Origin of the sequence: Tabrizicola thermarum (assembly GCF_003574395.1) — a bacterium.
Taxonomy (GTDB): Bacteria; Pseudomonadota; Alphaproteobacteria; order Rhodobacterales; family Rhodobacteraceae; genus Tabrizicola; species Tabrizicola thermarum.
On the sequence record NZ_KZ984533.1, the window covers coordinates 1 to 22014 of the forward strand.

Consider the following 22014-nt stretch of genomic DNA (forward strand, 5'->3'; position numbering starts at 1 on the left):
AAGGACCGGCTGGATGCCCCCGGCACCGGGCTGTCGGGCGGCCAGCAGCAGCGGCTGTGCATCGCGCGGGCGGTGGCGACCAGCCCCGAGGTGCTGCTGATGGACGAGCCCTGCTCGGCGCTGGACCCGATCGCCACGGCGCAGGTCGAGGAACTGATCGACGAATTGCGCAGCCAGTTTTCCGTGGTGATCGTGACGCACTCGATGCAGCAGGCGGCGCGGGTCAGCCAGAAGACGGCGTTCTTCCATCTGGGCAATCTGGTGGAATACGGCGACACGCCGGAGATCTTCACCAACCCNCCGAGACCGACCAGCATATCCTTTCTGCCTTCGACCGCGATCTCGAAGCCTTGCAGGCGCATTTCCTCAAACTGTCCGGCCTGGCGGAACAGGCGCTGATGGATGCGGCCAAGGCGCTGGAATCGCTGGATTCGCAGGCAGCCGAGCGGGTCATCGCATCTGACGCCGCCATCGACGAGCTTGAGGAATTCATCCAGATGGAGGCCGCAAGCCTGATCGCCCGCCGCGCGCCCACCGCAAGCGACCTGCGGCGCGTCCTGGGCGTGATGCGTGCCGCACATAGCCTGGAGCGTGTCGGCGACTATGCGAAGAACGTCGCCAAGCGGACCCGCGCCCTCCCGCACTCGGCTCCGCTGGAAGGCCATGCCGGGACGATCCGCCGGATGTGCACGCTGGTGGTGCAGCTTCTGGACGAAGCCACCCGGGCGTTGGTGCAGAAGGACGCAGCCCTTGCGACGGCTGTCCGTCGGCGCGATCTCGACATCGACCAGATGTACAACACGCTGTTCCGATCGCTTTTCACCTACATGATGGAAAGCCCGGCCAACATCGGCCCGTCGATGCATCTGCATTTCATCGCAAAGAACATCGAACGCGCCGGGGACCATGCCACGACCATCGCCGAACAGGCGCTGTATCTGGCCACCGGGACCATGCCCCGCGAACCCCGCCCCAAGGCGGGACTTGAGGTCGAAAGCTGACCCCGCCGCGCGGTCGGTGACGGCAGGACGGGTCCGAAATCCGGGCATTCCTCTTGCCACCGCCCGCGCCTTGGCCTTTCCTCTCGGGACGACCGCCGCCCGGTGCGTGCCCTGGGGCTTCTGCCCTTGCAGAGGTCCTCGGGCCTCGTTCTTCAAGGACCCGAAGCATGACCTTCTCGATCATCGCCCGCTGCGCCCGGACCGGACAGTTCGGCATGGCCATCTCGTCCTCCTCGCCCGCCGTCGCCGCGCGCTGCGCTCATGTCCGGGCGGGAGTGGGGGCCGTCGCCTCGCAGAACATCACCGACCCCGCCCTTGGACCGCTGATCCTTGACCAGCTGGAGCTTGGACTTGGCGCAGCCGGCGCGCTGGCGCATGTGGTGACGGGGAGGCCGCATATCGACTATCGGCAGCTTCTGGTGATCGACCGGGCCGGGGCCACGGCGATCCATTCCGGGCGGCAGGTGCTGGGTCTCTGGGGCGAGGCGCGGGCAGGGGACTGCGCGGCGGGGGGGAACCTTCTGGCGGACGAACTGGTGCCGATGGCGATGGTCGAGGCCTTCGGCCGGGCCACGGGGCATCTGGGAGAGCGCCTGATGCAGGCGCTGGAGGCAGGGTTGCAGGCCGGCGGCGAGGCCGGGCCGGTGCATTCGGCCGGGCTGAAGGTGGCCGACCGGCTGAGCTGGCCTCTGGTCGATCTGCGGATCGACTGGGCCGACGATCCCATTGGCATGCTGCGGCAGGCCTGGGAGGTCTACGCTCCGCAAATGGCGGCCTATGTGCAGCGGGCGGAGGACCCGACCCAGGCGCCATCCTACGGCGTGCCGGGGGATGAGTGAGCCAGTCGCGCCGCGCGCGGCGCGTCCGGCCTGTCAAATGATTTCAATACCTTGCCTGTGGCCGTTCAGGTTTTCTTAACCCTTACGACGCCTTCAGCACGCCCCGGTCGATCTGGTCCTGTTCGATGGATTCGAACAGCGCGCGGAAGTTGCCTTCGCCGAAACCGTCATCGCCCTTGCGCTGGATGAATTCGAAGAAGATCGGCCCGACCATGGTCCTGGAGAAGATCTGCAACAGGATCTTCGTCTCGCCGCCGTCAACGACACCCTCGCCGTCGATCAGGATACCGTGCCTGGCCATGCGGTCCAGGGGTTCCGTGTGGCCCGCGACGCGGGTCTTCGACAGTTCGTAATAGGCCATCGGCGGCTTGGGCATGAACTTCACCCCGGCCTCGGCAATCGCATCGGTCGCGGCGTAGAGATCATCGGTGCCGACGGCGATGTGCTGGATGCCCTCGCCGTTGTAACGCTTGAGATATTCGACGATCTGACCCGTCTCGCCGCGGTCCTCGTTCACCGGAATGCGGATGCGACCGCAGGGGCTGGTCAGCGCGCGGGAATGCAGGCCCGAGAACTTGCCCTCGATGTCGAAGAACCGGATCTGGCGGAAGTTGAACAGGCGACCGTAGAAATCGAACCACTTGTCCATGTTGCCGCGATGGACGTTGTGGGTGAGGTGGTCGAGATAGTGGAAGCCCACGCCTCTGGGCTTGGCCGGGGCGATCCAGTCGAAGTCCGCGTCATAGGGGGTCGCATCGCCATAGCGGTCGGTGAAGTAGATCAGAGAGCCGCCGATCCCGACGATGGCGGGCAGGTCAAGCGCCTTTCCCGGCCCGTCGAAGGGTTGCGCGCCGTTCTTCACGGCATGGGCGAAGGCATGGGCGGCATCGACCACGCGCCAGCCCATTGAGGGGGCGCAGGGGCCGTGTTCCTCGACAAAGCGGCGGGCGTGGCTACCGGGCTCGTCGTTCAGGATGTAGGTGATGTCGCCCTGCTGCCAAAGCTCGATTGCCCTGGTCTTGTGTCGCGCGGTCAGCGTGTAACCCATCCGGGCGAAGGTCGCGCGCAGCTCGTCGGGGTCCGGATGGGCGAATTCGACGAACTCGAACCCGTCAGTCCCGGCCGGATTCTCCGCCGAGATCACGGCACGCGGGGCGGAATGCGGAAAGGGTCCCATGGGCGGCTCCTGTCGGTGGCGGAAGGGAATGATCAGAGAATGACACGGCGGCTTCGCGGGTGGCGCGCAATCTTTGGCTTGTTTTCAGCGCAGGATGCGCGTTCATGAAGCCCGAAACAGATTCAGTGCGAGTTTCGCGCATGATGGACGAGATCGATTCGCGCCTGCTGGCGGCGGTGCAGGCCAATGCCCAGATCACCGCGCAAGAGCTGGGTGAGCTTTTGCGGCTGTCCGCAAGCCAGGCCGCCCGCCGCCGCGCGCGGCTGGAGGCAGAGGGTCTGATTACCGGCTATGTCGCCCGGCTTTCCCCGGCCCGGCTGGGGCTGACGGTGCAGGCCTTCGTCCAGGTGCAGATGGCCGCGCATTCGCCCGAGGCCGCGCGGGAGTTCCTGCGGCTGATCGCCACCCTGCCCGAGGTCGTGGCCTGCTGGACGCTGACGGGCGAGGCGGATTACCTGTTGCGGGTCTGGTGTGCCGACCTGCCCGCGCTGAATGCGCTGATCCACGAACGGTTGTTGCCGAACCCCGCCGTGGCGCGCGTGCAAAGCCAGATCGTGATGGCCCAGCCCAAGGCCGATGCCGGGCTGCCGGTCTGATCCCGTGCCGATTTCCTTGCGGAAATCGGTCCGGAGCCTTCAAAGGCTCCGGTCCGGAATTCTTGCGAATTCCGGTGCCGCCGCCGGAAGGCAGCGCAACAGGACGCTGCGGATCATCGCCTCGCGTTCGGCAAGGGATTTGCCTTGCAGCGTCCGCAGCTTGTTCCCTGCCGAAAGATCGGCGATCCCGTGGCTGGTGGCCCAGAGGGCGATGACATCGGTCTCGTCGCCGCCGAGCGCCCGGATAAGCCCGACCAGATGGTCGTAGGCCCGGCTGGCTGCCGCCGTCAGTTCGGGCGCGGTATAATCGGGTCGCGCCGAGGAGAAGATCAGCCGGAACAGAGCCGGCCTCGCCAGCGCAAATTCCAGGTAGCCCAGTCCCGCGCGGACCGCGCGGTCCCGGTCGTCCGTCGCGCTCTGTTCGCGGGCGTCGAGCGTGTCCTGGAACCGGATGAAGCCCTCGACGGCCAGCGCGGTCAGGAGACCTTGGGTATCGCCGAAGTGATGCGCGGGGGCGGCATGGCTGACCCCGGCGCGCTTGGCGACAGAGCGGAGCGAGAACCCTTCGACGCCCTTTTCGGCAAGCTCGGCCTCGGCCGCCGCCAGAAGAGCCGCCCGCAGATCGCCGTGATGATAGGGTTTTTCCGTCATGCCAAAGACCTAACGCCCCATCTTTCCAGCGTAAAGATTTTTCTTGACGGCATGGCATGTGGCACAGTAATCCTGACACTGTAAAGATGCCGAGGCCATGATGACCCCTGATGCCCTGTTTCAGCTTGCCAATCCGCTTGCCCTTCTGGGCTGGCAGGCGCTTCTGGCCGCGCCGCTGGCGCACCGGGCGGCGCAGGCAATCTCTGCCGCGGCGATCCCGCTGCTTCTGTCGCTGGCCTATGCCGGCCTGGTGCTTGCCTTCTGGTGGGAGGCGCCGGGCGGACACGGTGCTGCTGTCGGTTGCCCTGGGTCTTGTGCTGACCTTTGTCCTGACAGTTCCCATTGCGGGCACCATGTCCAGCGGGGACCGGGCATCTGGTGGGCACGCCAGTGACCGGCGCGCGGGTGCCGCTGATGGGCTGGTCGCTGGAGGTCGGCGACCTGCGCCTTGCGCATTTCCTGGCGACCCATGCGATGCATCTGGTGCCGCTGGCGGGGCTGACGGGAAGCCGGGGGGCAGTCCGGGCCACGGCGGCGGGGTTCTCGGGCCTGGTCTTGTGGTGTTTTGCCCGCGCTCTGATGGGTTTGCCACCCTTCTGACGCTTCCCCTTCCGTGCGGGTCACGCTAATACCCGCGCGGACGCAAGGGGATTGCCACATGCCGATGGAAAAGACCTTCAACGCCGCCGAGGCCGAGGCCCGCATCTCGAAGCTCTGGCTTGACGCCAAGGCCTTCCGGGCGGGCGCGAATGCCAAGCCCGGCCGCCCGGCGTTTTCGGTGATGATCCCGCCGCCGAACGTCACCGGCTCGTTGCACATGGGGCACGCGTTCAACAACACGCTGCAGGACATTCTGGTGCGCTGGCACCGGATGCAGGGAGACGACACGCTCTGGCAGCCCGGCACCGACCATGCCGGGATCGCGACCCAGATGGTGACGGAACGCGAGATGGCCGCGAACGGCGAGCCCTCGCGCCGGGAGATGGGACGCGAGAAGTTCATCGCCCGCGTCTGGCAGCAGAAGCAGAAGTCGCGCGGCACCATCATCGGGCAGTTGCAGCGGCTGGGAGCCTCCTGCGACTGGGACCGCGAGGCCTTCACCATGTCGGGCGCTCCGGGCGCCCCTGCCGGCGAGGAGGGCAACTTCCATGACGCGGTCATCAAGGTCTTTGTCGATCTCTACAACAAGGGCCTGATCTACCGCGGCAAGCGGCTGGTGAACTGGGACCCGCATTTCGAGACGGCGATTTCCGACCTCGAGGTGGAGAACATCGAAGTCCCCGGCCACATGTGGCACTTCAAGTATCCGCTCGCGGGGGGCGAAACCTACGAATATGTCGAGAAGGACGCGGACGGAAACGTCACCTTCCGCGAGGTGCGGGACTACATCAGCATCGCCACGACCCGGCCAGAAACCATGCTGGGCGACGGGGCGGTGGCGGTTCATCCATCGGATGAACGTTATGCGCCAATCGTCGGCAAACTCTGCGAAATTCCGGTGGGGCCGAAGGAACATCGCCGCCTGATCCCGATCATCACCGACGAATACCCGGACCCCACCTTCGGCTCGGGCGCGGTGAAGATCACCGGCGCGCATGACTTCAACGACTATGCGGTGGCCAAGCGCGCGGGCATCCCCTGCTACCGGCTGATGGACACCCGCGCCCGGATGCGCAGCGACGGTGCGCCTTACGCCGAGGCGGCGGAAATCGCGCAGCGGATGTCGCGGGCCTGGCTGGCGGCCAAGGGCTATGCGACGCCGGGGATCGCGGAGCAGCCGTTCACCCTGTCCGAGGCCGAGATCGACGCGCTGAACCTGGTGCCGGACGATCTGCGCGGGCTGGATCGCTACGAGGCCCGCAAGCGCGTGGTCGAGGCGATCACGGCTGAGGGGCTGGCGGTGATGGTGCCCGCCCCGCCCGCGAAACCCCGCCCCGGGCTTGACCCGGGGCCTCTGGCGGAAACGGGCGCTGCGGCGTCGGACGAGGTCCCGGGTCAAGCCCGGGACGGGGTCGAGATGATCCCCTATGTCGAGGCGAAGCCGATCATGCAGCCCTTCGGCGACCGGTCAAAGGTCGTGATCGAGCCGATGCTGACCGACCAATGGTTCGTCGATACCGCGAAGATCGTGGAACCGGCGCTGGAGGCGGTGCGGACCGGCCGGACGAAGATCATCCCGCCCTCGGGCGAGAAGACCTATTACCACTGGCTGGAGAACATCGAGCCCTGGTGCATCAGCCGCCAGCTTTGGTGGGGGCATCAGATTCCGGTGTGGTATGGCTTCCAGCAGCGCGTGATTGACGGACTGATTGACGACGTCAAACACGTTAGAGAGCACGGCTCACTGACCATCATCCAAGACAACACGGCATACTCGGGAAGATCAGATTTTGAGTTCTTCTGTCGCCCCGCATTCGCGCCGGATGACGATCAGATCCTTGCCTATGCGAAGTCACTATCTACTGAGTTCGATCATCCCTCTTTAGAGGTGGTCGAAGTTGGATCACCCGCAGAAGCGGCGCAAATAGTTCGAGATTCGATCCTTTCAGGTTCGCCCAAGTTTCCCATCTGGCGCGACCCCGACGTCCTCGACACCTGGTTCTCCTCCGGCCTCTGGCCGATCGGCACGCTCGGCTGGCCGGAGCCCACGCCGGAGCTGAAGAGATACTTCCCCACCTCGGTCCTGGTGACCGGGCAGGACATCCTGTTCTTCTGGGTCGCCCGGATGACGATGATGCAGCTGGCCGTGGTGAACGACGTGCCCTTCCGCACCGTCTATCTGCACGGCCTTGTCCGCGACGCCAAGGGCAAGAAGATGTCGAAGTCGCTCGGCAACGTCATCGACCCGCTGGAGATCATCGACGAATACGGTGCCGACGCGCTGCGCTTTGCCAATGCGGCGATGGCTAGCCTCGGCGGCGTGCTGAAGCTGGATACCCAGCGCATCGCGGGGTATCGGAACTTCGGCACCAAGCTGTGGAACGCCTGCCGCTTTGCCGAGATGAACGGGGTCTGGGAAGGGCATGCGACCGGCCCTGCGCCCAGCCCCAGGGCCACGGCGAACAAGTGGATCATCGGCGAGACGGCGAAGACGCTGGCCGAGGTGAACGAGGCGCTGGCGGCGTTCCGGTTCGATCAGGCCGCGGATGCGCTTTACAAGTTCGTCTGGGGCAAGGTCTGCGACTGGTATGTCGAATTCGCCAAGCCCCTGTTCGACGGGCCGGATGCGGCAGAGACGCGGGCGACGATGGCCTGGGTGCTGGACCAGTCGATGATCCTGCTGCACCCCTTCATGCCCTTCATCACCGAAGAGCTGTGGGGCACGACCGGCAAGCGCGAGAAGCTGCTGGTGCATACGGACTGGCCAGAGCTGTCGGCGGGCCTGATCGACAAGGCGGCGGAGGCGGAGATGACCTTCGTCACCAGCCTGATCGACGACATCCGGTCGGCGCGCGCGCAGGTCCATGTGCCGGTCGGCCTCAAGGCCGATCTGGTGGCGACCAGCCTGACCGACGAGGCGCGGGCGGCGTTTCAGCGGAATGAAGTCCTTATCAAGCGGCTGGCCCGGATCGACCAGGTGACGGAGGGCGCGGCCCCGAAGGGCAGCATCGCGGTGGCGGCGGAAGGCGCGGCCTTCGCGATCCCGCTGGAGGGCCTGATCGACATCGCCGAGGAGAAATCCCGGCTTCAGAAGGCTCTGGACAAGCTGATGAAGGAAATCGGCGGCCTCAAGGGGCGGCTCGACAACCCGAACTTCGTCAAATCCGCGCCCGAGGACGTGGTGATGGAGGCGCAGTCGAACCTTGAAGCGCGGCAGGAGGAAGCCGCGAAGATGCAGGAGGCTTTGCGACGGCTGGCCGATCTGGGGTAGGGAAAACCGACCCAAGCCTTTCCGGGGCCGATGCGTCAGACTGAGGCGAACCCCGGAAAGGACCCCCCGATGCGCCTTGCCTTTGCGACCCTTGCTTTCGTCGGCCTTGCCACCGCCTCTTGTGCGCTGACGCCGAAGATCTATCCTCAGATCGTGCTGATCGGTGGCGAGCCTGCTGCGGTGCCCGACACGGACATCACGCTTCTGCTGACCGAGGTCGAGGACCAGCGCTGCCCCGCCGGGGTGGACTGTGTCTGGGCGGGGATGATCCGGGTGCATCTGACGGTATCGACCCCCAGGTCGAAGCAGGAGATCGTGCTGTGCAACCAGTGCGAGGATGCGCGGGACCTTGCGACTGCGGCGGGACGGACCTTCGGGCTGGTCGCGCTTGCGCCCTCGACCGAGGATCTGGCAAGACTTGGGCGCGCGCCGGTACTGGCGGATTACGCGCTGACGGTGAACTACGACACACCGGACTGAGCCTTGCACCCGGCGGGCTTCGGTCCCCACTCTTGCCGAGGAGGTGGCGAATGTCCTGGCTGTCCCGTCTGGCCGAACGCCAGATCCGGAAGGCCCGCCTCAAGGGCGAATTGCAGGGTCTGGCGGGGGAAGGCAAGCCCCTGCCCGACCGTCCGGGCGATGCCTTCGTTTCTCCGGGCGATGCCGTGGGATTCCGCATCATGGCAGAGGCCGGCGTCCTGCCCGAAGAGATTGCTCTGAAGAAACAGGTCATCGCGCAGCGCAAGATGCTGGCGGGGCTGACCGACGAGGGCGAACGGAAGGCTGCGATGGCAGAGCTGGCGCGGCTGGAAATGCTGCAGGCGATTGCCGAGGAGAGCCGCCGGAAGTTCCTGCGCTGAGGGGTTGCGTGGGGTTCGGCCCCGTGCCAGCTTCGCGGCCATGAGCCGCTTTCTGACCCCGCATGCCGCCGCCCTGCCCTCGACCGTGCCCTTCACCGGGCCGGAGGCTCTGGAGCGGCGGACGGGGGTGGCGTTCCGGGCAAGGCTTGGGGCGAACGAAAGCCTGTTCGGGCCGTCCCCGCGCGCCGTGGCAGCGATGCAGGAGGCCGCAGACGGCGCCTGGATGTATGGCGACCCGGAAAATCACGATCTGAAACAGGCGCTTGCGGCACATCATGGGGTGACGCCGGCGCATATCGCGGTGGGGCCGGGGATCGACGGTTTGCTGGGGCTTGTCTGCCGTCTGGTGCTGGAACCGGGGACGCCGGTCGTGACCTCGCTTGGCGCCTATCCGACCTTCAACTTCCATGTGGCGGGATATGGCGGAGTGCTGACGCGGGTGCCCTACAAGGGAGACCACGAGGACCCGGACGCCTTGCTGGCTGCGGCAAGGACGACGGGCGCGAAGCTGATCTATTTCGCCAACCCGGACAACCCGATGGGCAGCCACCATCCGGCGGCGGTGGTCGAGGAGATGGTGGCGAACCTGCCGGATCACACGTTGCTGATCCTGGACGAGGCCTATGCCGATCTTGCTCCGCCCGGCACCGTCCCGGCGATCCCGGCAGACCATCCGCAGGTGATCCGGATGCGGACGTTTTCCAAAGGCTACGGGCTGGCGGGGGCAAGGGTGGGCTATGCGATCACCAACCCCGATTTGACGCTGGCCTTCGACAAGGTGCGCGACCATTTCGGGATGGGGCGCCTGTCCCAGGCCGGAGCGCTGGCGGCTCTGGCGGATCAGGGCTGGCTGCGGGAAGTGCAGGCGCGGACGGTGGCAGCCCGGGCGCGGCTGGCGGGGATTGCGACGGCAAATGGCTTGCGGCCCCTGCCCTCGGCCACGAACTTCGTGACGATCGATTGTGGGCGGGACGGCGACCATGCGCGGAAGGTGCTGGCGGAGCTTGGCGCGCTGGCGGTCTTCATCCGGATGCCGGGGGTTGCGCCATTGGACCGCTGCATCAGGATCAGCCTTGGCGACGATGCGACGCTGGACATCCTGGAGGAAACGCTGCCCCTGGCGCTGCGGGCGGCGGGCTGACTATTCGGCAGCGAGACCCGGCTTTGCCGGGCCGAGCGCCGGAGCATTGCCGGGTGCCGGAGCCTCGGCCGGACCAAGGCGCGGTGCCGCAGGTGCGGGATCCTGCAACAGAAGCCGCGCGGCCTGACCTTCCGGCCTGGCACTTTCGATGATGCGACGGAACACCAGCACATTCTGGAACGTGGTCCTCGTGCCGGTCAGACCGACCCGTTCTTCGCAGGGCAGCGCGTCGGCGCGGACATAGTCCCAGCCTTCTGCACCCAACTGGTTCATCAACTGCGTCAATGCATAGGCGAACCGATCCTCGGTCGTCTTCAACCCGCGGGCCTTCTCGCCCCGTTTCGGGGCCGGAATGACTTTGTATTCAAAGCGTTGCATCGGGTTGCTCCGGGTTGGTGCCCCGGCAGTCATACGAGATTTTCCACGGTCCCGCAAATCCGGGCGACTCTTTCCGGCAGAAGCGCGCCACTTGGGCAACAGGGCGGGCCAGGGTCGGTCGAAGGAGTCTGCGGGACTTTTCGCAAGGTCCCGGTCCCCGGCTTACAGCCCGAGTTTCTTCGCCACCAACGCATTCACCGTCGCGGGGTTCGCCTTGCCGCCCGAAGCCTTGATGACCTGGCCGGTGAACCAGCCCGCAAGTTTCGGATTTGCCTTGGCTTTCGCAACCTGTTCGGGATTGGCCGCGATGATTTCGTCAACGGCCTTCTCGATGGCGCCGGTGTCGGTCACCTGCTGCATCCCGCGCGCCTTGGCGACTTCGGCCGGATCGCCGCCTTCGGTGTAGACGATCTCGAACAGGTCCTTGGCCATCTTGCCGCTGATCGTGCCAGCCGCGATCAGGTCGATGATCCCGCCCAGCTGCGCGGCAGAAACCGGGCTTTCGCTGATGTCGTGGCCTTCCTTCTTCAGCCGCCCGAACAACTCGTTGATGACCCAGTTCGCGGCCATCTTGCCGTCGCGGCCCTTGGCGACCTCGTCGAAATAGCGGGCGCTGTCGAGTTCGGCGGTCAGCACGTTGGCGTCATAATCGGTCAGGCCGTAGTCGGCCATGAAGCGGGCCTTCTTGGCATCCGGCAGTTCCGGCATCCGGGCACGGATGTCGTCCACCCAGGCCTGTTCGATCTCCAGCGGCAGAAGGTCGGGGTCGGGGAAATAGCGGTAGTCATGCGCCTCTTCCTTCGAGCGCATGGACCGCGTCTCGTTCCGGTCGGGGTCGTAGAGGCGGGTTTCCTGCACGACCTGGCCACCATCCTCCAGAATGGCGATCTGGCGCCGCGCCTCGTATTCGATGGCCGCCTGGATGAAGCGCATCGAGTTCATGTTCTTGATCTCGCAGCGCGTGCTCAGATGTGAAAAGTCCTGCGTTTCCTGATACTTCTCGTAGGCGCCGGGGCGGCAGACGCTGACGTTCACGTCCGCCCGCAGGTTGCCGTTCTGCATGTTGCCGTCGCAGGTGCCAAGGTAGCGCAGGATCTGGCGCAGCTTCGTCACATAGGCCGCAGCCTCTTCCGGCCCGCGAATATCGGGGCGCGAGACGATCTCCATCAGGGCGACCCCGGTGCGGTTGAAATCGACGAAGCTGAGATTCGGGTCCATGTCGTGAATGGATTTCCCGGCGTCCTGTTCCAGATGGATCCGCTCGATCCGCACCCGGCGGGCCACACCCGGGCCCATCTCGACGATCACCTCTCCCTCGCCCACGATTGGGTGATAGAGCTGGCTGATCTGATAGCCCTGCGGCAGGTCGGGGTAGAAATAGTTCTTGCGGTCGAAGGCCGAGACAAGGTTGATCCGCGCTTTCAGCCCCAGCCCGGTGCGGACGGCCTGTTCGACGCAGAATTCGTTGATGACCGGCAGCATCCCCGGCATCGCCGCATCGACGAAGGAGACGTTGGAATTGGGTTCCGCCCCGAAGGCGGTCGAGGCGCCCGAGAAGAGCTTGGCGTTCGACGACACCTGGGCGTGGATTTCCATGCCGATCACCAGTTCCCAGTCGTGCCTGGCCCCGGCGATCACCTTCGGCTTGGGCGCGGTGTAGGTCAGGTCAAGCATGGGGGCCTCCGAATGGACTTGAGGCCGGGTTTAGGCCGCCAGGCGCGACAGGGCAAGGGGGCGGAGGCCGCCGGGATGCGTCAGGTGCGACGGACCAGCGTGCCCAGCCCGTCGCCGCGGCGCACGATCCGGGCGCCGCGCTTCAGTGCCGGACCGAAGACCTCGGCCATGGCGAAGGCGAGCCCTTCCGAGCCGCGGGTCCAGCAGTCCATCTGCACTTCGCGCAGCCGGTTCCACAGCACGTCGGACAGGGCCGCACGCACCTTCGTCAGCTGGTAGGCCGAAGCCGCGGGATCGCGACGATACTCCATCGCGATGCCAGCCAGCAGGTTTGCCGCGATGTTGGCGCGGTGCTGACAGCCGGTCGCCGTCTGGTAATCGGCCAGTGCCTCGCAGAAATATTCCAGGTCGATGGTCGGCGAGAGATCGCCCAGCGCCTCGACCCCGGTGATGTGGAAGACCGCATAGGCGGCCTTGCCGGTAACGCCTTCGGTCATGCGCACGGCGCGGCGCGCTTCGCGTTCGAAGCCAGTGAGCGAGCCCAGCCAGCCGGGCAGCATGTTCCGGGCATGGGCGGCGTGGGCGAAGGCGTCCTCGGGGTCAAGATCGACCCAGTCCTCATACCATTCCCGGCAGACCGAGGCGGCGTCCTCGATCCCGGGAAGCAGCGCATAGCGCGTGGCGGCAAGCAGGGGCGACATCTCTTCGATCGGATCGAACCGGGTCAGCAGAGCCTCGGCGCGTTCGAAATGGCTGGCACCTTCTGCAAGGAGATCGCGCGAGATCTGCCCCGGCGTCGCGGACTTGCCCTGCGCGAGGGCCAGGTCGATGTGGCCCTGCGCGACGACCTGTGCGGCGCAATAATCCTCGGGGTTGCGGTCATGCAGGCCTTCCAGGGCGGCAAGCTCGGCCTGGGCGGCGGCCCAGTCCTTGCGGCCGATGGCACCCGACAGGGCCGCCCGCATGCCCTCGCTGATGAGCGGGGCGACGCGGTGGCCACCCGACGCCATCACCCGTTCCTGATCCGTGTAGCGGAGCGCCTCCAGCAGATCGGCCCATTCCCCGGCCGCCGCCATCGCGGCATGATCGTCGCGGATGCATTGCCATTCGGTCCTTTCGGCCCCCAGTCGAAGGACCGGGGCATCCAGACGCGCAAGGACCTGATCGGCCGCCAGACCGTCCGGCATGATGGCCGACAGGGCGGCATCGGCACGAAGGGCGATGGCGCCTTCTTGCTGACTGCGACCCGACCGGGTTTTCACATGCATGAGGGACGGTGTAACCAGCATCGACTCGCTCTCCGGGCAGGGTCCGCCTGCCTTGGGGCCAGCGTGCCGCCGGATCAGGGCGAAAAAAGGGAAATGCAGTGATCTTCGGGTGACAGGGTTATGCTGAGGCGGTCGATTATCGGAATGTTTGCGGCGACTTCTCTGGTGGCGTGCGTGAACTCGAAGCCGGACGACAAGATGTCGTTTGTCGCGCCGCCGATGCAATGGGACCACCACCCCGAAGGCGCAGAGTGGACCGAATCAACCCTGGTTGCGCTGTCCACGAAGGATCAGGAACTGTCGGAAAGGATTCCGGCGGACATCGAAACCTGGTGTCCGGGCTATGTCGAGGCGACCGTCGATGAGCGTCGCGCCTTCTGGGCGGGCCTGTTGTCGGCGGTGGCAAGATACGAAAGCTCCTGGAACGAAAGCGCTGCGGGTGGCGGCGGGCGGTGGATCGGGCTGATGCAGATCTCGCCGCGCTCGGCGCAGAATTACGGCTGCGAGGCAACCTCGGCCATGGCGCTGAAGGACGGCGAATCCAACCTGGAATGCGCGGTCCAGATCATGTCGACCCAGGTCGCCAAGGACGGGATGGTCGCCGGGGCTGGCGATCGCGGCATCGGTCGGGACTGGGCGCCCTTGCGGTCCAGCGAGAAGCGGTCGGCCATGTCGGCCTGGACCAGCGCGCAGCCCTATTGCAAGGCCTGAGACCTGGCCGATCCGGGAAAGCCGGGCAGCGGCGTCCAGCGTCCCGGCGGCGTCACGGCCGCGGATGATCCGGGAACGAGGCGACGACCAAAGGGTCCCGGCATGGCAACGGTTCAGAGCGATATGCGGCCTGGGGTTCCCTCGCGCGTCTCTGATCCTGTCAAATGCAGGGCATCTGTGCGGCAGCGATACTGCGCGATCAGTTCCCCGCGGCAAGCATTCGTTCCACCATCTCTTGCAGATCGCCGCTGAGGCCGGGGGTCGCCAGCATCCGCTCCAGCTCGGCCCTGGCGCGCTTGCGGCGGGCCGCATCGTAGCGCGGCCAGGTCTCGAAGGCGGTCGACACGCGCGCTGCGGTCTGCGGGTTCAGCGGATCGAGTTTCAAAAGCCAGTCCGCAACCGTGCGGTAGCCGCCGCCCGAGCGGTGATGGAACCCGGCGTGGTTGGCCGCCAATGCGCCGATGACCGCGCGAAAGCGGTTGGGGTTCTTCCAGTCGAACCCGGGCGTCGAGATCAGACGCTCCGCGACCGAATGGGCTTCAGCCGGATCGGCATAGGCCACTTGCAGCGCATACCACTTGTCCATCACATTGGCATCGCGGCCCCAGCGGGCGGCGAAAGTGACCAGCTCGCCCTGGCCCTGCTGCACGTCGAGAAGGGCAGCAAGGGCGCCGATTTCCTCGGTCATGCTGCGGGCGCGGGCAAAGGCCGAACTGGCCAGCTTGCCGCGGTCCCGGCGCGACAGAAGGCCAAGTGCGGCAATCTTCAGCGCCCGACGTCCGGCCTGGGCCGATGAAGGCGAAAACGGAGCGTTATCGTCCAGATCCTTGTAAAGACGCGACAATCCGTCGCCCAGCCGGATGGCAAGCGCCCCGGCCATCTCTCGGCGCGCGGCGTGAATCTTCGCCGGGTCAGGGATGCGTCCCATGCCGTGGATGGTCTGGGCAATGTCGTCTTCGCCCGGCAGACGCAGGCAAAGCGCCCGGAACGCCGGGTCGAGGGTTTCGTCGAATGTGACTGCCGCCACCGCGTCCATCCAGTTCGCGCTGACCGGGGCCGCCTTCAGCACCATGTCCGCCAGCACTTCCTTGGCCAGCGCCCGGCCCGCCTCCCATTTGTTGAACGGGTCGGTATCATGGGCCAGAAGGAAGGCACGTTCCTCGGCCGGGGCCTTGCGCTCCAGCACCACGGGGGCGGAAAAGCCGCGCAGGATCGAGGGGACGGGTTTCGCCGCCAGCCCGTCAAAGCGGAATGACTGCCTCGTGCGCGTCATCTCGAGCATGATCGTCGGCACGACCTCGTCACCGTTGGGATTCAGCAGGCCGATCTTGATCGGGATGACCTTGGGGTGCTTTTCGGGCTGGCCGGGCGTCGGGGGGTTCGCCTGGGTGAAGGTCAGCGTATAGACGCCATCCTTCCAGTCGTCCGTGACCTTCAGGCGGGGCGTTCCGGCCTCGGTATACCACAGCTTGAACTGCGAAAGGTCGCGGCCGGTCACGTCCTCGAAGACCTTGAGCCAGTCCTCGATGGTCGCGGCATCGCCGTCGTGGCGGTCGAAATAGAGGTCGAGTGCGCGCTTGTAGGCCTGATCGCCGACCAGCGATTTCAGCATCCCGATGACCTCGGCCCCCTTCTCGTAGACCGTGGCGGTGTAGAAGTTGTTGATCTCGACAAAACTTTCCGGGCGGACAGGGTGGGCAAGAGGCCCGTCATCCTCGCGGAACTGGCGGCTGCGCAGCGTCACCACATCCTCGATCCGGCGGACGGCGGCAGAGCGCATGTCGCCAGAGAACTGGTGATCGCGGAAAACGGTGAGGCCCTCTTTCAGGCAAAGCTGGAACCAGTCGCGGCAGGTGATGCGGTTGCCGGTCCAGTTGTGGAAATATTCGTGGGCGATGATCGCCTCGATCCGGGCGTAGTCATCGTCGGTGGCGGTTTCCGGGCTGGCCAAGACATAGCGGGAGTTGAAGATGTTCAGCCCCTTGTTCTCCATCGCGCCCATGTTGAAATCGTCCACCGCGACGATGTTGAACACGTCGAGGTCGTATTCCCGGCCATAGACCTGTTCGTCCCAGCGCATCGCGCGGATCAGGCTGTCCATCGCATAGGCGCAGCGGTCCTCATCCCCGGGGCGGACCCAGATGTTCAGATCGACCGGACGGCCCGAGGCGGTGACGAACTTCGCCGAATGGGCGCGCAGGTCGCCGGCGACCAGGGCGAAGAGGTAGGCGGGTTTCGGCCAGGGGTCGTCCCATTCCGCCCAGCCCGGCCCCTGCCCTGCCGGATTGCCGTTCGACAAGAGCACCGGCATGTCGCTTTCGATCCGCACCTTGAAGCGGCTCATCACGTCGGGCCGGTCAGGGTACCAGGTGATCTTGCGGAAGCCCTCGGCCTCGCACTGGGTGCAGTACATGCCGTTCGACATGTAAAGGCCCTCCAGCGCCGTGTTGCCCTCGGGCGCGATCTCGACCTCGGTCTCAAGCGTGAAGGGGCCATGGGGAAGCTCGTGCGCGGCGATGGTCAGGGACCGGGGGTCGATGGTCGGCGTGATGGGTTGGCCGTCCAGCGTGCAGGAGATGAGCCGCAACCCCTCGCCATCGAGACGCAGGTGGTCGCGGTCCTTGCGGTCGGGGTTGGGGCGCAGCCTCAGCCGTGCAAGGACGCGCGTCGCCGTGGGATGCAGACGGAAGGTGAGATCCACGCTGTCGACAAGATGGCTGTAGGGCAGGTAGTCGGCCAGGTAGACGGTCTTCTGCTTGGACATGCGGGGCTCCCTTTGGCCTGAAGCTACGGGGAATGGCGCAAGGCGCAAGGGGGAGGCCGGTAACAGTCTTTTGCCGCTTTACGAATCCTGGCGGACGGCTACATCTGTGTTCCATGAATGTTCTCGTCTGGCTGAAGCGCGATCTGCGAGTCCATGACCACCCGGCGCTGGTGCTGGCGGCGGGGTTGGGGCCGGTGCTGCCGGTCTATGTGGTAGAGCCGGAGCTTTGGTCGCAGCCCGACGCCTCGGCCCGGCAGTGGGAGTTCGTGGCAGAGTCTCTGGCGGACCTGAGGGAGGCTCTGGCGGGCCTTGGCGCGCCCTTGGTGGTGCGGGTGGGCGAGGCGGTGCAGGTGCTGGCGGGATTGTGCAGGCGGCACGGGATCACCCGAATCGTCAGCCATGAGGAGACGGGGAGCCTCTGGACCTATGCCCGCGACCGGCGCGTGGGGGCCTGGGCAAGGCTGGCGGGGATCGAATGGACCGAGGTGCCGCAGTCGGGCGTGGTGCGCCGGTTGCCGTCGCGGGACATCTGGGCCGCCAGCCGGGACGGGTTCATGGCCGCCCCTGCCCTGCCGGTCCCCGCATTGCGGGCGGTCGAGGGGGTCGAGCCGGGGCTGATCCCTTCGGCGCGGGCGTTGAAGCTGGCGGCGGACCCCTGCCCGCACCGGCAGCTGGGGGGCCGGACGCGGGGGGTGGAACTGCTGGACAGCTTCCTTGCCCAGCGCGGGGAACCCTATCGGGTGGCGATGTCGTCCCCGTTGACAGCGGAACGGGCCTGTTCGCGGCTGTCGCCCCACTTCGCCGTGGGTACGCTGTCGATCCGCGAGGTGGTGCAGGCGGTGGCCGCGCGGGCTGCGGAACGGCCTGGGGGCAGATGGCGAGGGTCTTTGTCCAGCTTCCAGTCGCGGCTCGCCTGGCGGGACCATTTCATGCAGAAGCTGGAGGATCAGCCCTCGATCGAGGTCCGCGATCTGCACCCGCTGGCTGTCCAGCGCCCGCGCGAAACGGATGCGACGCGGCTTGCCGCCTGGGCGAACGGAGAGACCGGTTTGCCGTTCCTGGATGCCTGCCTGCGCTACCTGCGGGCGACCGGTTGGCTCAATTTCCGGATGCGGGCGATGGTGATTTCGGTCGCCTCCTATCACCTCTGGCTCGACTGGCGGGCGACGGGGCAGCACCTTGCAAGGATGTTCACGGATTACGAGCCCGGCATCCACTGGCCGCAGGTGCAGATGCAGTCCGGGACGACGGGGATCAACATTCCCCGCATCTACAACCCGGTGAAGCAGGGGCTGGATCAGGACCCTTCGGGTGTCTTCACCCGCCGCTGGCTGCCGGAACTGGCGGGGGTCCCTGACGCCTTCCTGCAAGAGCCCTGGCTCTGGCCCGAGGCGCGGCGGCTGCTGGGCCACCGCTACCCCGAGCCGATCATCGACATCGCCTCGGCCGCGCGCGAGGCGCGGGACCTGATCTGGACGGCCCGCCGCTCTGCCGGCTTTGCCGACAAGGCCAGCGAGATCGTCCGGCGCCATGCCAGCCGGGCGCCCAACCGCGAGGGGCGGCGGCCCGCCAGGAGACCCCAGCACGCGCAACTGTCCCTGCCCTTCGATACCTGACCCGCGGCACAGGCGCCTCTGACTATACGGTCCTTCAGCAAGGATGATCCGATGCCCCGCGACCGGTGCTGTGCCATCCTGTTCGCACCCGTCCGCATCGGCCCCGTCGCCGCGCCCGACCGCTTTTGCCAGAGGCCCCATGCGACAGACTTCGGCTGGCAGCGCCCGCAGTCAGGTGCGGCGTTGCGAAGGGGGTAAGGCCAAACGCGACTGGGGCGCGGTCTGCACCGGATCTTGCTCGATCCATCCCACTTCCGACGACATGCGCCTTGCGGGTGACGGGGGTCCGGTGGCGCGCAATGGCGGTATAGGTCGTGCCGCCCCCCGGGCGCGTCGCCAAGGATCACGAGAGCGGTCATGAACGGATCGGGCGCGGGCTTCCAGCCCTCGGTATAGGCGTCTGTAAAGACAAGCCTTTCCTGCGGCACCACCTCCAGATAGACGCCCCTGTTGTCCATCACCTTGCCCTCGACCTCGAAAGTGGTGTTGAACCGCCCGCCGACCCGCAGGTCGATGTCGCAGGCCGTCACCCTGTGCGGCTTCGGCACGAAGAAATGCGGGATATGCCCTGGATCGGTCCAGCATTCCCAGACCAGCGCGCGAGGCACCGCCAGCGTCCGGGTAAAGAAAAGATCGGTGGCGGGGTCGAGGTCGGGGATCATGTCTCGCGCTCCTTCATCAGCGTCATCACATGGTCGTCCAGCCGGTCGAGCCGCGCCTCCCACAGCTGGCGCTGGTCCTCCAGCCAGTCGGTCATCGGTCGCAAGGCCGCAGGCTGGAACGCGCAGAAGCGCACACGGCCGTCCTTTTGCGTCGTCACCAGCCCCGCTTCCTCCAGCACCGAAAGGTGGCGCAGGACGGTCGGCAGCTTGAACCCCGACAGCCCGGCGAGTTCCGTCACTGGCGCCGGGCCCCGCGCCAGCCGGTTCAGCATGATGCGCCGGGTCGGATCCGAGAGCGCGTGGAACAGAAGGTCGAGATGAGGTTCATGCTTAGCCATGTCGCTAACCATACAGGCCATATCGAGTCGCGGAAGCAGAAAGTCAGCTGATCGGCAAAGTTTTATCTTCCGGTTTTCCCGACAAGTGATTTTCGGCGCTGGTTGAAATTCCACGCCCGCTTTCCTTTGCCCGCACACCCGCCCTCGCCTATTGTGTGCCAAGGCATACAAAGCGGCGGCGGCGCTTGCGGAGGGACAGAATGACCGAACGTCTGGATCGTGCGGGGCTGAAGGTGGATGCGATACTGGCGCGTTTTGTCGAGGAAGAGGCGCTGCCCGGCACCGGGATCGAGGCCGGGGCCTTCTGGTCGGGCTTCGCCGGGCTGCTGGCCGACTTCGCGCCGCAGAACCGGGCGCTGCTGGCCAGGCGGGATGCGTTGCAGGCGCAGATCGACGCCTGGCACATCTCCCGGCGCGGCCAGCCGCATGACCACGCGGCCTACAAGGCCTTCCTGGCCGAGATCGGCTATCTTCTGCCCGAAGGTCCGGCCTTCACCATCGAGACCACGAATGTCGATCCCGAGATCGCCAGGGTTCCGGGACCGCAACTCGTGGTGCCGATCACCAACGCCCGCTATGCCCTGAACGCCGCGAATGCGCGGTGGGGGAGCCTTTACGACTGCCTTTACGGCACGGACGCCATGGGGTCCCTGCCCCCCTCCGGCGGCTATGAACGGGGCCGGGGGGCCCGGGTGATCGCCCGGTCGCGGGTGTTCCTGGACGAGGCCTTTCCGATTGCCGGGACGAGCCACGCCGATGTGCGGCGCTATGTGGTGAAGGACGGGCAGCTTCTGGTCGATGACCTGCCGCTGGTGGACCCGTCGAAGTTCGCGGGCTACCGGGGCAATCCGAAGGCGCCGGATGCGGTGCTGCTGCGCAACAACGGATTGCATGTCGAGCTGGTCTTCGACCGGGCGCATTTCATCGGCTCGCGCGATCAAGCGCTGCTGGCCGATGTGCAGCTGGAAAGCGCGCTGACGGCGATCATGGACTGCGAGGATTCCGTCGCCTGCGTGGATGCCGAGGACAAGGTCGGCGCCTATCGCAACTGGTTGGGGCTGATGAAGGGCAACCTGTCCGAGGTGTTCCAGAAGGGAGGCCGGAGGGTCGAGCGGCGGCTCAACCCGGATCGGGAGTATCTGGACCCGCAGGGAAGCCCCTTCACGCTGAAGGGCCGCGCGCTGATGTGGGTGCGGAACGTGGGCCACCTGATGACCAACCCGGCGATCCTGATGGCCGACGGGTCGGAAGTGCCCGAGGGGTTGATGGACGCGATGGTGACGGTCGCCATCGCGCTGCATGACCTGAGGAAGACCGAGGGAATGCGGAACTCGGTGATGGGGTCGGTCTATGTGGTCAAGCCCAAGATGCACGGGCCGGAGGAAGTGGCCTTTGCGGACGCCGTGATGGCGCGGGTAGAGGATGTGCTGGGCCTTCCCCGCAACACCGTGAAGCTGGGGATCATGGACGAGGAGCGGCGGACCTCGGTGAACCTGAAGGAGTGCATCCGGGCGGCGAAGGGGCGGGTGGCATTCATCAACACCGGGTTCCTCGACCGAACCGGGGACGAGATTCACACCTCGATGGAAGCCGGGCCGTTCAGCCGGAAGGACTTCATCAAGCGGAAATCCTGGATCACGGCCTATGAGAACCTGAACGTCGATATCGGGCTGGAGTGCGGGTTGTCGGGCCGGGCGCAGATCGGCAAGGGGATGTGGGCGATGCCGGACCTGATGGCGGCGATGCTGGACGAGAAGATCGCCCACCCCCGCGCCGGGGCGAATACGGCCTGGGTGCCCTCGCCCACGGCGGCGACGCTGCATGCCCTGCACTACCACAAGGTCGACGTGCTGGCGGTGCAGGCGCGGCTGGCCAGGGGCGGGCGGCGGGCGCATGTGGACGGGATCCTGGACATCCCGCTGGCGAGTTTCCGGGCCTGGAGCCGGGAGCAGGTGATGCGCGAGGTCGAGAACAATGCGCAGGGCATCCTGGGCTATGTGGTCCGCTGGATCGACCAGGGGGTGGGCTGTTCCAAGGTGCCGGACGTGAACGATGTGGGGCTGATGGAGGACCGGGCGACCTGCCGGATCTCGGCCCAGCACATCGCGAACTGGCTGCATCACGGGGTGGTCTCGGAGGCCGAGGTGATGGCGGCGCTGCGGAAGATGGCCGCGGTGGTGGACCGGCAGAATGCGGGGGATCCGGCCTATCGGCCGATGGCCCCGGCCTTTCAGGGGGCGGCGTTCCAGGCGGCCTGCGATCTGGTCTTCAAGGGGCGGGAGCAGCCTTCGGGGTATACCGAGCCCTTGCTCCACGCCTGGCGGCTGCGGGTCAAGGCGGGGTGAGTGCCGCGCGCGGCGCGGTTTGCGGAGCGTTTGATTTCAAGGGGTTGGCTATGGGCGTTTACTTTGGGTTAACTCAAGTTCCAAGTGCAACGGTTGTTGTTGTTTTTTCGAGTTCCTCGGCG

General features: G+C 66.3%; 20 protein-coding genes and 1 pseudogene. 13 read left to right on the top strand and 8 right to left on the bottom strand.

Annotation, left to right across the window (positions count from 1 at the left end; genetic code table 11):
• The 3 genes from D5084_RS00005 to D5084_RS00015 form a co-directional block, all read left to right on the top strand.
• Positions 1-299, top strand: a 299-nt coding sequence (locus D5084_RS00005; RefSeq protein ID WP_128513489.1) for a phosphate ABC transporter ATP-binding protein, incomplete at both ends; no start/stop codon positions are given.
• A gap of 51 nt (positions 300-350) precedes the next feature.
• Complete coding sequence (gene phoU, locus D5084_RS00010; RefSeq protein ID WP_354001206.1) at positions 351-1001, top strand: phosphate signaling complex protein PhoU; 651 nt, start codon at positions 351-353, stop codon at positions 999-1001.
• A 167-nt stretch (positions 1002-1168) separates the two neighbouring features.
• Entirely contained in the window at positions 1169-1840 is a 672-nt protein-coding gene (locus D5084_RS00015) for a DUF1028 domain-containing protein (protein ID WP_128513470.1), read from the top strand.
• Between the two features lie 82 nt (positions 1841-1922).
• On the opposite strand, the gene hppD is transcribed toward D5084_RS00015, so the two are convergent.
• On the bottom strand, positions 1923-3017 hold the full coding sequence (gene hppD, locus D5084_RS00020) for a 4-hydroxyphenylpyruvate dioxygenase (protein ID WP_128513471.1): 1095 nt from the start codon (positions 3015-3017) through the stop codon (positions 1923-1925).
• Between the two features lie 140 nt (positions 3018-3157).
• On the opposite strand from hppD, the gene D5084_RS00025 reads away from it, so the two are divergent.
• Positions 3158-3613 (top strand): Lrp/AsnC family transcriptional regulator, encoded by a 456-nt coding sequence (locus D5084_RS00025; protein ID WP_128513472.1) that lies wholly within the window; start codon positions 3158-3160, stop codon positions 3611-3613.
• Positions 3614-3652: 39 nt separating this feature from the next.
• On the opposite strand, the gene D5084_RS00030 is transcribed toward D5084_RS00025, so the two are convergent.
• On the bottom strand, positions 3653-4264 hold the full coding sequence (locus D5084_RS00030) for a TetR/AcrR family transcriptional regulator (protein ID WP_128513473.1): 612 nt from the start codon (positions 4262-4264) through the stop codon (positions 3653-3655).
• A 100-nt stretch (positions 4265-4364) separates the two neighbouring features.
• On the opposite strand from D5084_RS00030, the gene D5084_RS00035 reads away from it, so the two are divergent.
• From D5084_RS00035 to D5084_RS00060, 6 genes are all read left to right on the top strand, one after another.
• Positions 4365-4658 carry a hypothetical protein gene (locus D5084_RS00035; protein WP_128513474.1) on the top strand — a complete coding sequence of 98 codons (294 nt, stop codon included), beginning with the start codon at positions 4365-4367 and terminating at the stop codon, positions 4656-4658.
• Positions 4643-4864 carry a hypothetical protein gene (locus D5084_RS00040; protein WP_128513475.1) on the top strand — a complete coding sequence of 74 codons (222 nt, stop codon included), beginning with the start codon at positions 4643-4645 and terminating at the stop codon, positions 4862-4864. Before D5084_RS00035 ends, D5084_RS00040 begins: the two co-directional genes overlap by 16 nt.
• Positions 4865-4922: 58 nt before the next feature.
• Positions 4923-8135 (top strand): valine--tRNA ligase, encoded by a 3213-nt coding sequence (locus D5084_RS00045; RefSeq protein ID WP_128513476.1) that lies wholly within the window; start codon positions 4923-4925, stop codon positions 8133-8135.
• A 69-nt stretch (positions 8136-8204) separates the two neighbouring features.
• The gene (locus D5084_RS00050; protein ID WP_128513477.1) at positions 8205-8615 is read left to right on the top strand and encodes a hypothetical protein; all 411 of its coding nucleotides are present in this window, start codon (positions 8205-8207) and stop codon (positions 8613-8615) included.
• A 50-nt stretch (positions 8616-8665) separates the two neighbouring features.
• A complete protein-coding gene (locus D5084_RS00055; protein ID WP_128513478.1) occupies positions 8666-8995 on the top strand; it encodes a DnaJ family domain-containing protein in 330 nt (109 codons plus the stop codon).
• Between the two features lie 40 nt (positions 8996-9035).
• Entirely contained in the window at positions 9036-10136 is a 1101-nt protein-coding gene (locus D5084_RS00060) for a pyridoxal phosphate-dependent aminotransferase (protein WP_128513479.1), read from the top strand.
• On the opposite strand, the gene D5084_RS00065 is transcribed toward D5084_RS00060, so the two are convergent.
• The 3 genes from D5084_RS00065 to D5084_RS00075 all read right to left on the bottom strand — a co-directional run bounded on the left by D5084_RS00065 (position 10137) and on the right by D5084_RS00075 (position 13477).
• On the bottom strand, positions 10137-10514 hold the full coding sequence (locus tag D5084_RS00065) for a DUF4177 domain-containing protein (RefSeq protein ID WP_128513480.1): 378 nt from the start codon (positions 10512-10514) through the stop codon (positions 10137-10139).
• Between the two features lie 162 nt (positions 10515-10676).
• Entirely contained in the window at positions 10677-12188 is a 1512-nt protein-coding gene (gene gatB / locus D5084_RS00070; protein ID WP_128513481.1) for an Asp-tRNA(Asn)/Glu-tRNA(Gln) amidotransferase subunit GatB, read from the bottom strand.
• Positions 12189-12268: 80 nt separating this feature from the next.
• Positions 12269-13477 (bottom strand): hypothetical protein, encoded by a 1209-nt coding sequence (locus D5084_RS00075; protein WP_128513482.1) that lies wholly within the window; start codon positions 13475-13477, stop codon positions 12269-12271.
• A 177-nt stretch (positions 13478-13654) separates the two neighbouring features.
• Between D5084_RS00075 and D5084_RS00080 the strand changes: the two genes are divergently transcribed.
• Positions 13655-14167, top strand: coding sequence for a transglycosylase SLT domain-containing protein (locus tag D5084_RS00080; RefSeq protein WP_238382460.1), 513 nt, complete (start codon positions 13655-13657; stop codon positions 14165-14167).
• A gap of 199 nt (positions 14168-14366) precedes the next feature.
• Here D5084_RS00080 and pepN read toward each other — a convergent pair whose 3' ends face one another.
• Positions 14367-16931: an aminopeptidase N gene (gene pepN / locus D5084_RS00085; RefSeq protein ID WP_128513484.1), complete on the bottom strand. Its 2565-nt coding sequence runs from the start codon at positions 16929-16931 to the stop codon at positions 14367-14369.
• Positions 16932-17044: 113 nt separating this feature from the next.
• On the opposite strand from pepN, the gene D5084_RS00090 reads away from it, so the two are divergent.
• Positions 17045-18547, top strand: coding sequence for an FAD-binding domain-containing protein (locus tag D5084_RS00090; protein ID WP_128513485.1), 1503 nt, complete (start codon positions 17045-17047; stop codon positions 18545-18547).
• Positions 18548-18809: 262 nt separating this feature from the next.
• On the opposite strand, the pseudogene D5084_RS18585 reads toward D5084_RS00090, so the two are convergent.
• Both D5084_RS18585 and D5084_RS00100 read right to left on the bottom strand, forming a co-directional pair.
• Positions 18810-19209, bottom strand: a pseudogene (locus tag D5084_RS18585) (SRPBCC domain-containing protein); the annotation flags it as partial.
• A complete protein-coding gene (locus D5084_RS00100) occupies positions 19206-19547 on the bottom strand; it encodes an ArsR/SmtB family transcription factor (protein ID WP_128513487.1) in 342 nt (113 codons plus the stop codon). The gene D5084_RS00100 and the pseudogene D5084_RS18585, both read right to left, overlap by 4 nt.
• Before the next feature lie 200 nt (positions 19548-19747).
• On the opposite strand from D5084_RS00100, the gene D5084_RS00105 reads away from it, so the two are divergent.
• Positions 19748-21892, top strand: a complete 2145-nt coding sequence (locus tag D5084_RS00105) for a malate synthase G (RefSeq protein ID WP_128513488.1) — start codon at positions 19748-19750, stop codon at positions 21890-21892.
• The last annotated feature ends 122 nt before the right edge of the window (positions 21893-22014 follow it).

Excerpts from the sequence above, each read along its gene's own strand:
- D5084_RS00015 (WP_128513470.1), top strand. The coding sequence starts at position 1,169 with ATGACCTTCTCGATCATCGCCCGCTGCGCCCGGACCGGACAGTTCGGC.
- hppD (WP_128513471.1), bottom strand. The coding sequence starts at position 3,017 with ATGGGACCCTTTCCGCATTCCGCCCCGCGTGCCGTGATCTCGGCGGAG.
- D5084_RS00025 (WP_128513472.1), top strand. The coding sequence starts at position 3,158 with ATGATGGACGAGATCGATTCGCGCCTGCTGGCGGCGGTGCAGGCCAAT.
- D5084_RS00030 (WP_128513473.1), bottom strand. The coding sequence starts at position 4,264 with ATGACGGAAAAACCCTATCATCACGGCGATCTGCGGGCGGCTCTTCTG.
- D5084_RS00035 (WP_128513474.1), top strand. The coding sequence starts at position 4,365 with ATGACCCCTGATGCCCTGTTTCAGCTTGCCAATCCGCTTGCCCTTCTG.
- D5084_RS00045 (WP_128513476.1), top strand. The coding sequence starts at position 4,923 with ATGCCGATGGAAAAGACCTTCAACGCCGCCGAGGCCGAGGCCCGCATC.
- D5084_RS00050 (WP_128513477.1), top strand. The coding sequence starts at position 8,205 with ATGCGCCTTGCCTTTGCGACCCTTGCTTTCGTCGGCCTTGCCACCGCC.
- D5084_RS00055 (WP_128513478.1), top strand. The coding sequence starts at position 8,666 with ATGTCCTGGCTGTCCCGTCTGGCCGAACGCCAGATCCGGAAGGCCCGC.
- D5084_RS00060 (WP_128513479.1), top strand. The coding sequence starts at position 9,036 with ATGAGCCGCTTTCTGACCCCGCATGCCGCCGCCCTGCCCTCGACCGTG.
- D5084_RS00065 (WP_128513480.1), bottom strand. The coding sequence starts at position 10,514 with ATGCAACGCTTTGAATACAAAGTCATTCCGGCCCCGAAACGGGGCGAG.
- gatB (WP_128513481.1), bottom strand. The coding sequence starts at position 12,188 with ATGCTTGACCTGACCTACACCGCGCCCAAGCCGAAGGTGATCGCCGGG.
- D5084_RS00075 (WP_128513482.1), bottom strand. The coding sequence starts at position 13,477 with ATGCTGGTTACACCGTCCCTCATGCATGTGAAAACCCGGTCGGGTCGC.
- D5084_RS00080 (WP_238382460.1), top strand. The coding sequence starts at position 13,655 with ATGTCGTTTGTCGCGCCGCCGATGCAATGGGACCACCACCCCGAAGGC.
- pepN (WP_128513484.1), bottom strand. The coding sequence starts at position 16,931 with ATGTCCAAGCAGAAGACCGTCTACCTGGCCGACTACCTGCCCTACAGC.
- D5084_RS00090 (WP_128513485.1), top strand. The coding sequence starts at position 17,045 with ATGAATGTTCTCGTCTGGCTGAAGCGCGATCTGCGAGTCCATGACCAC.
- D5084_RS00100 (WP_128513487.1), bottom strand. The coding sequence starts at position 19,547 with ATGGCTAAGCATGAACCTCATCTCGACCTTCTGTTCCACGCGCTCTCG.
- D5084_RS00105 (WP_128513488.1), top strand. The coding sequence starts at position 19,748 with ATGACCGAACGTCTGGATCGTGCGGGGCTGAAGGTGGATGCGATACTG.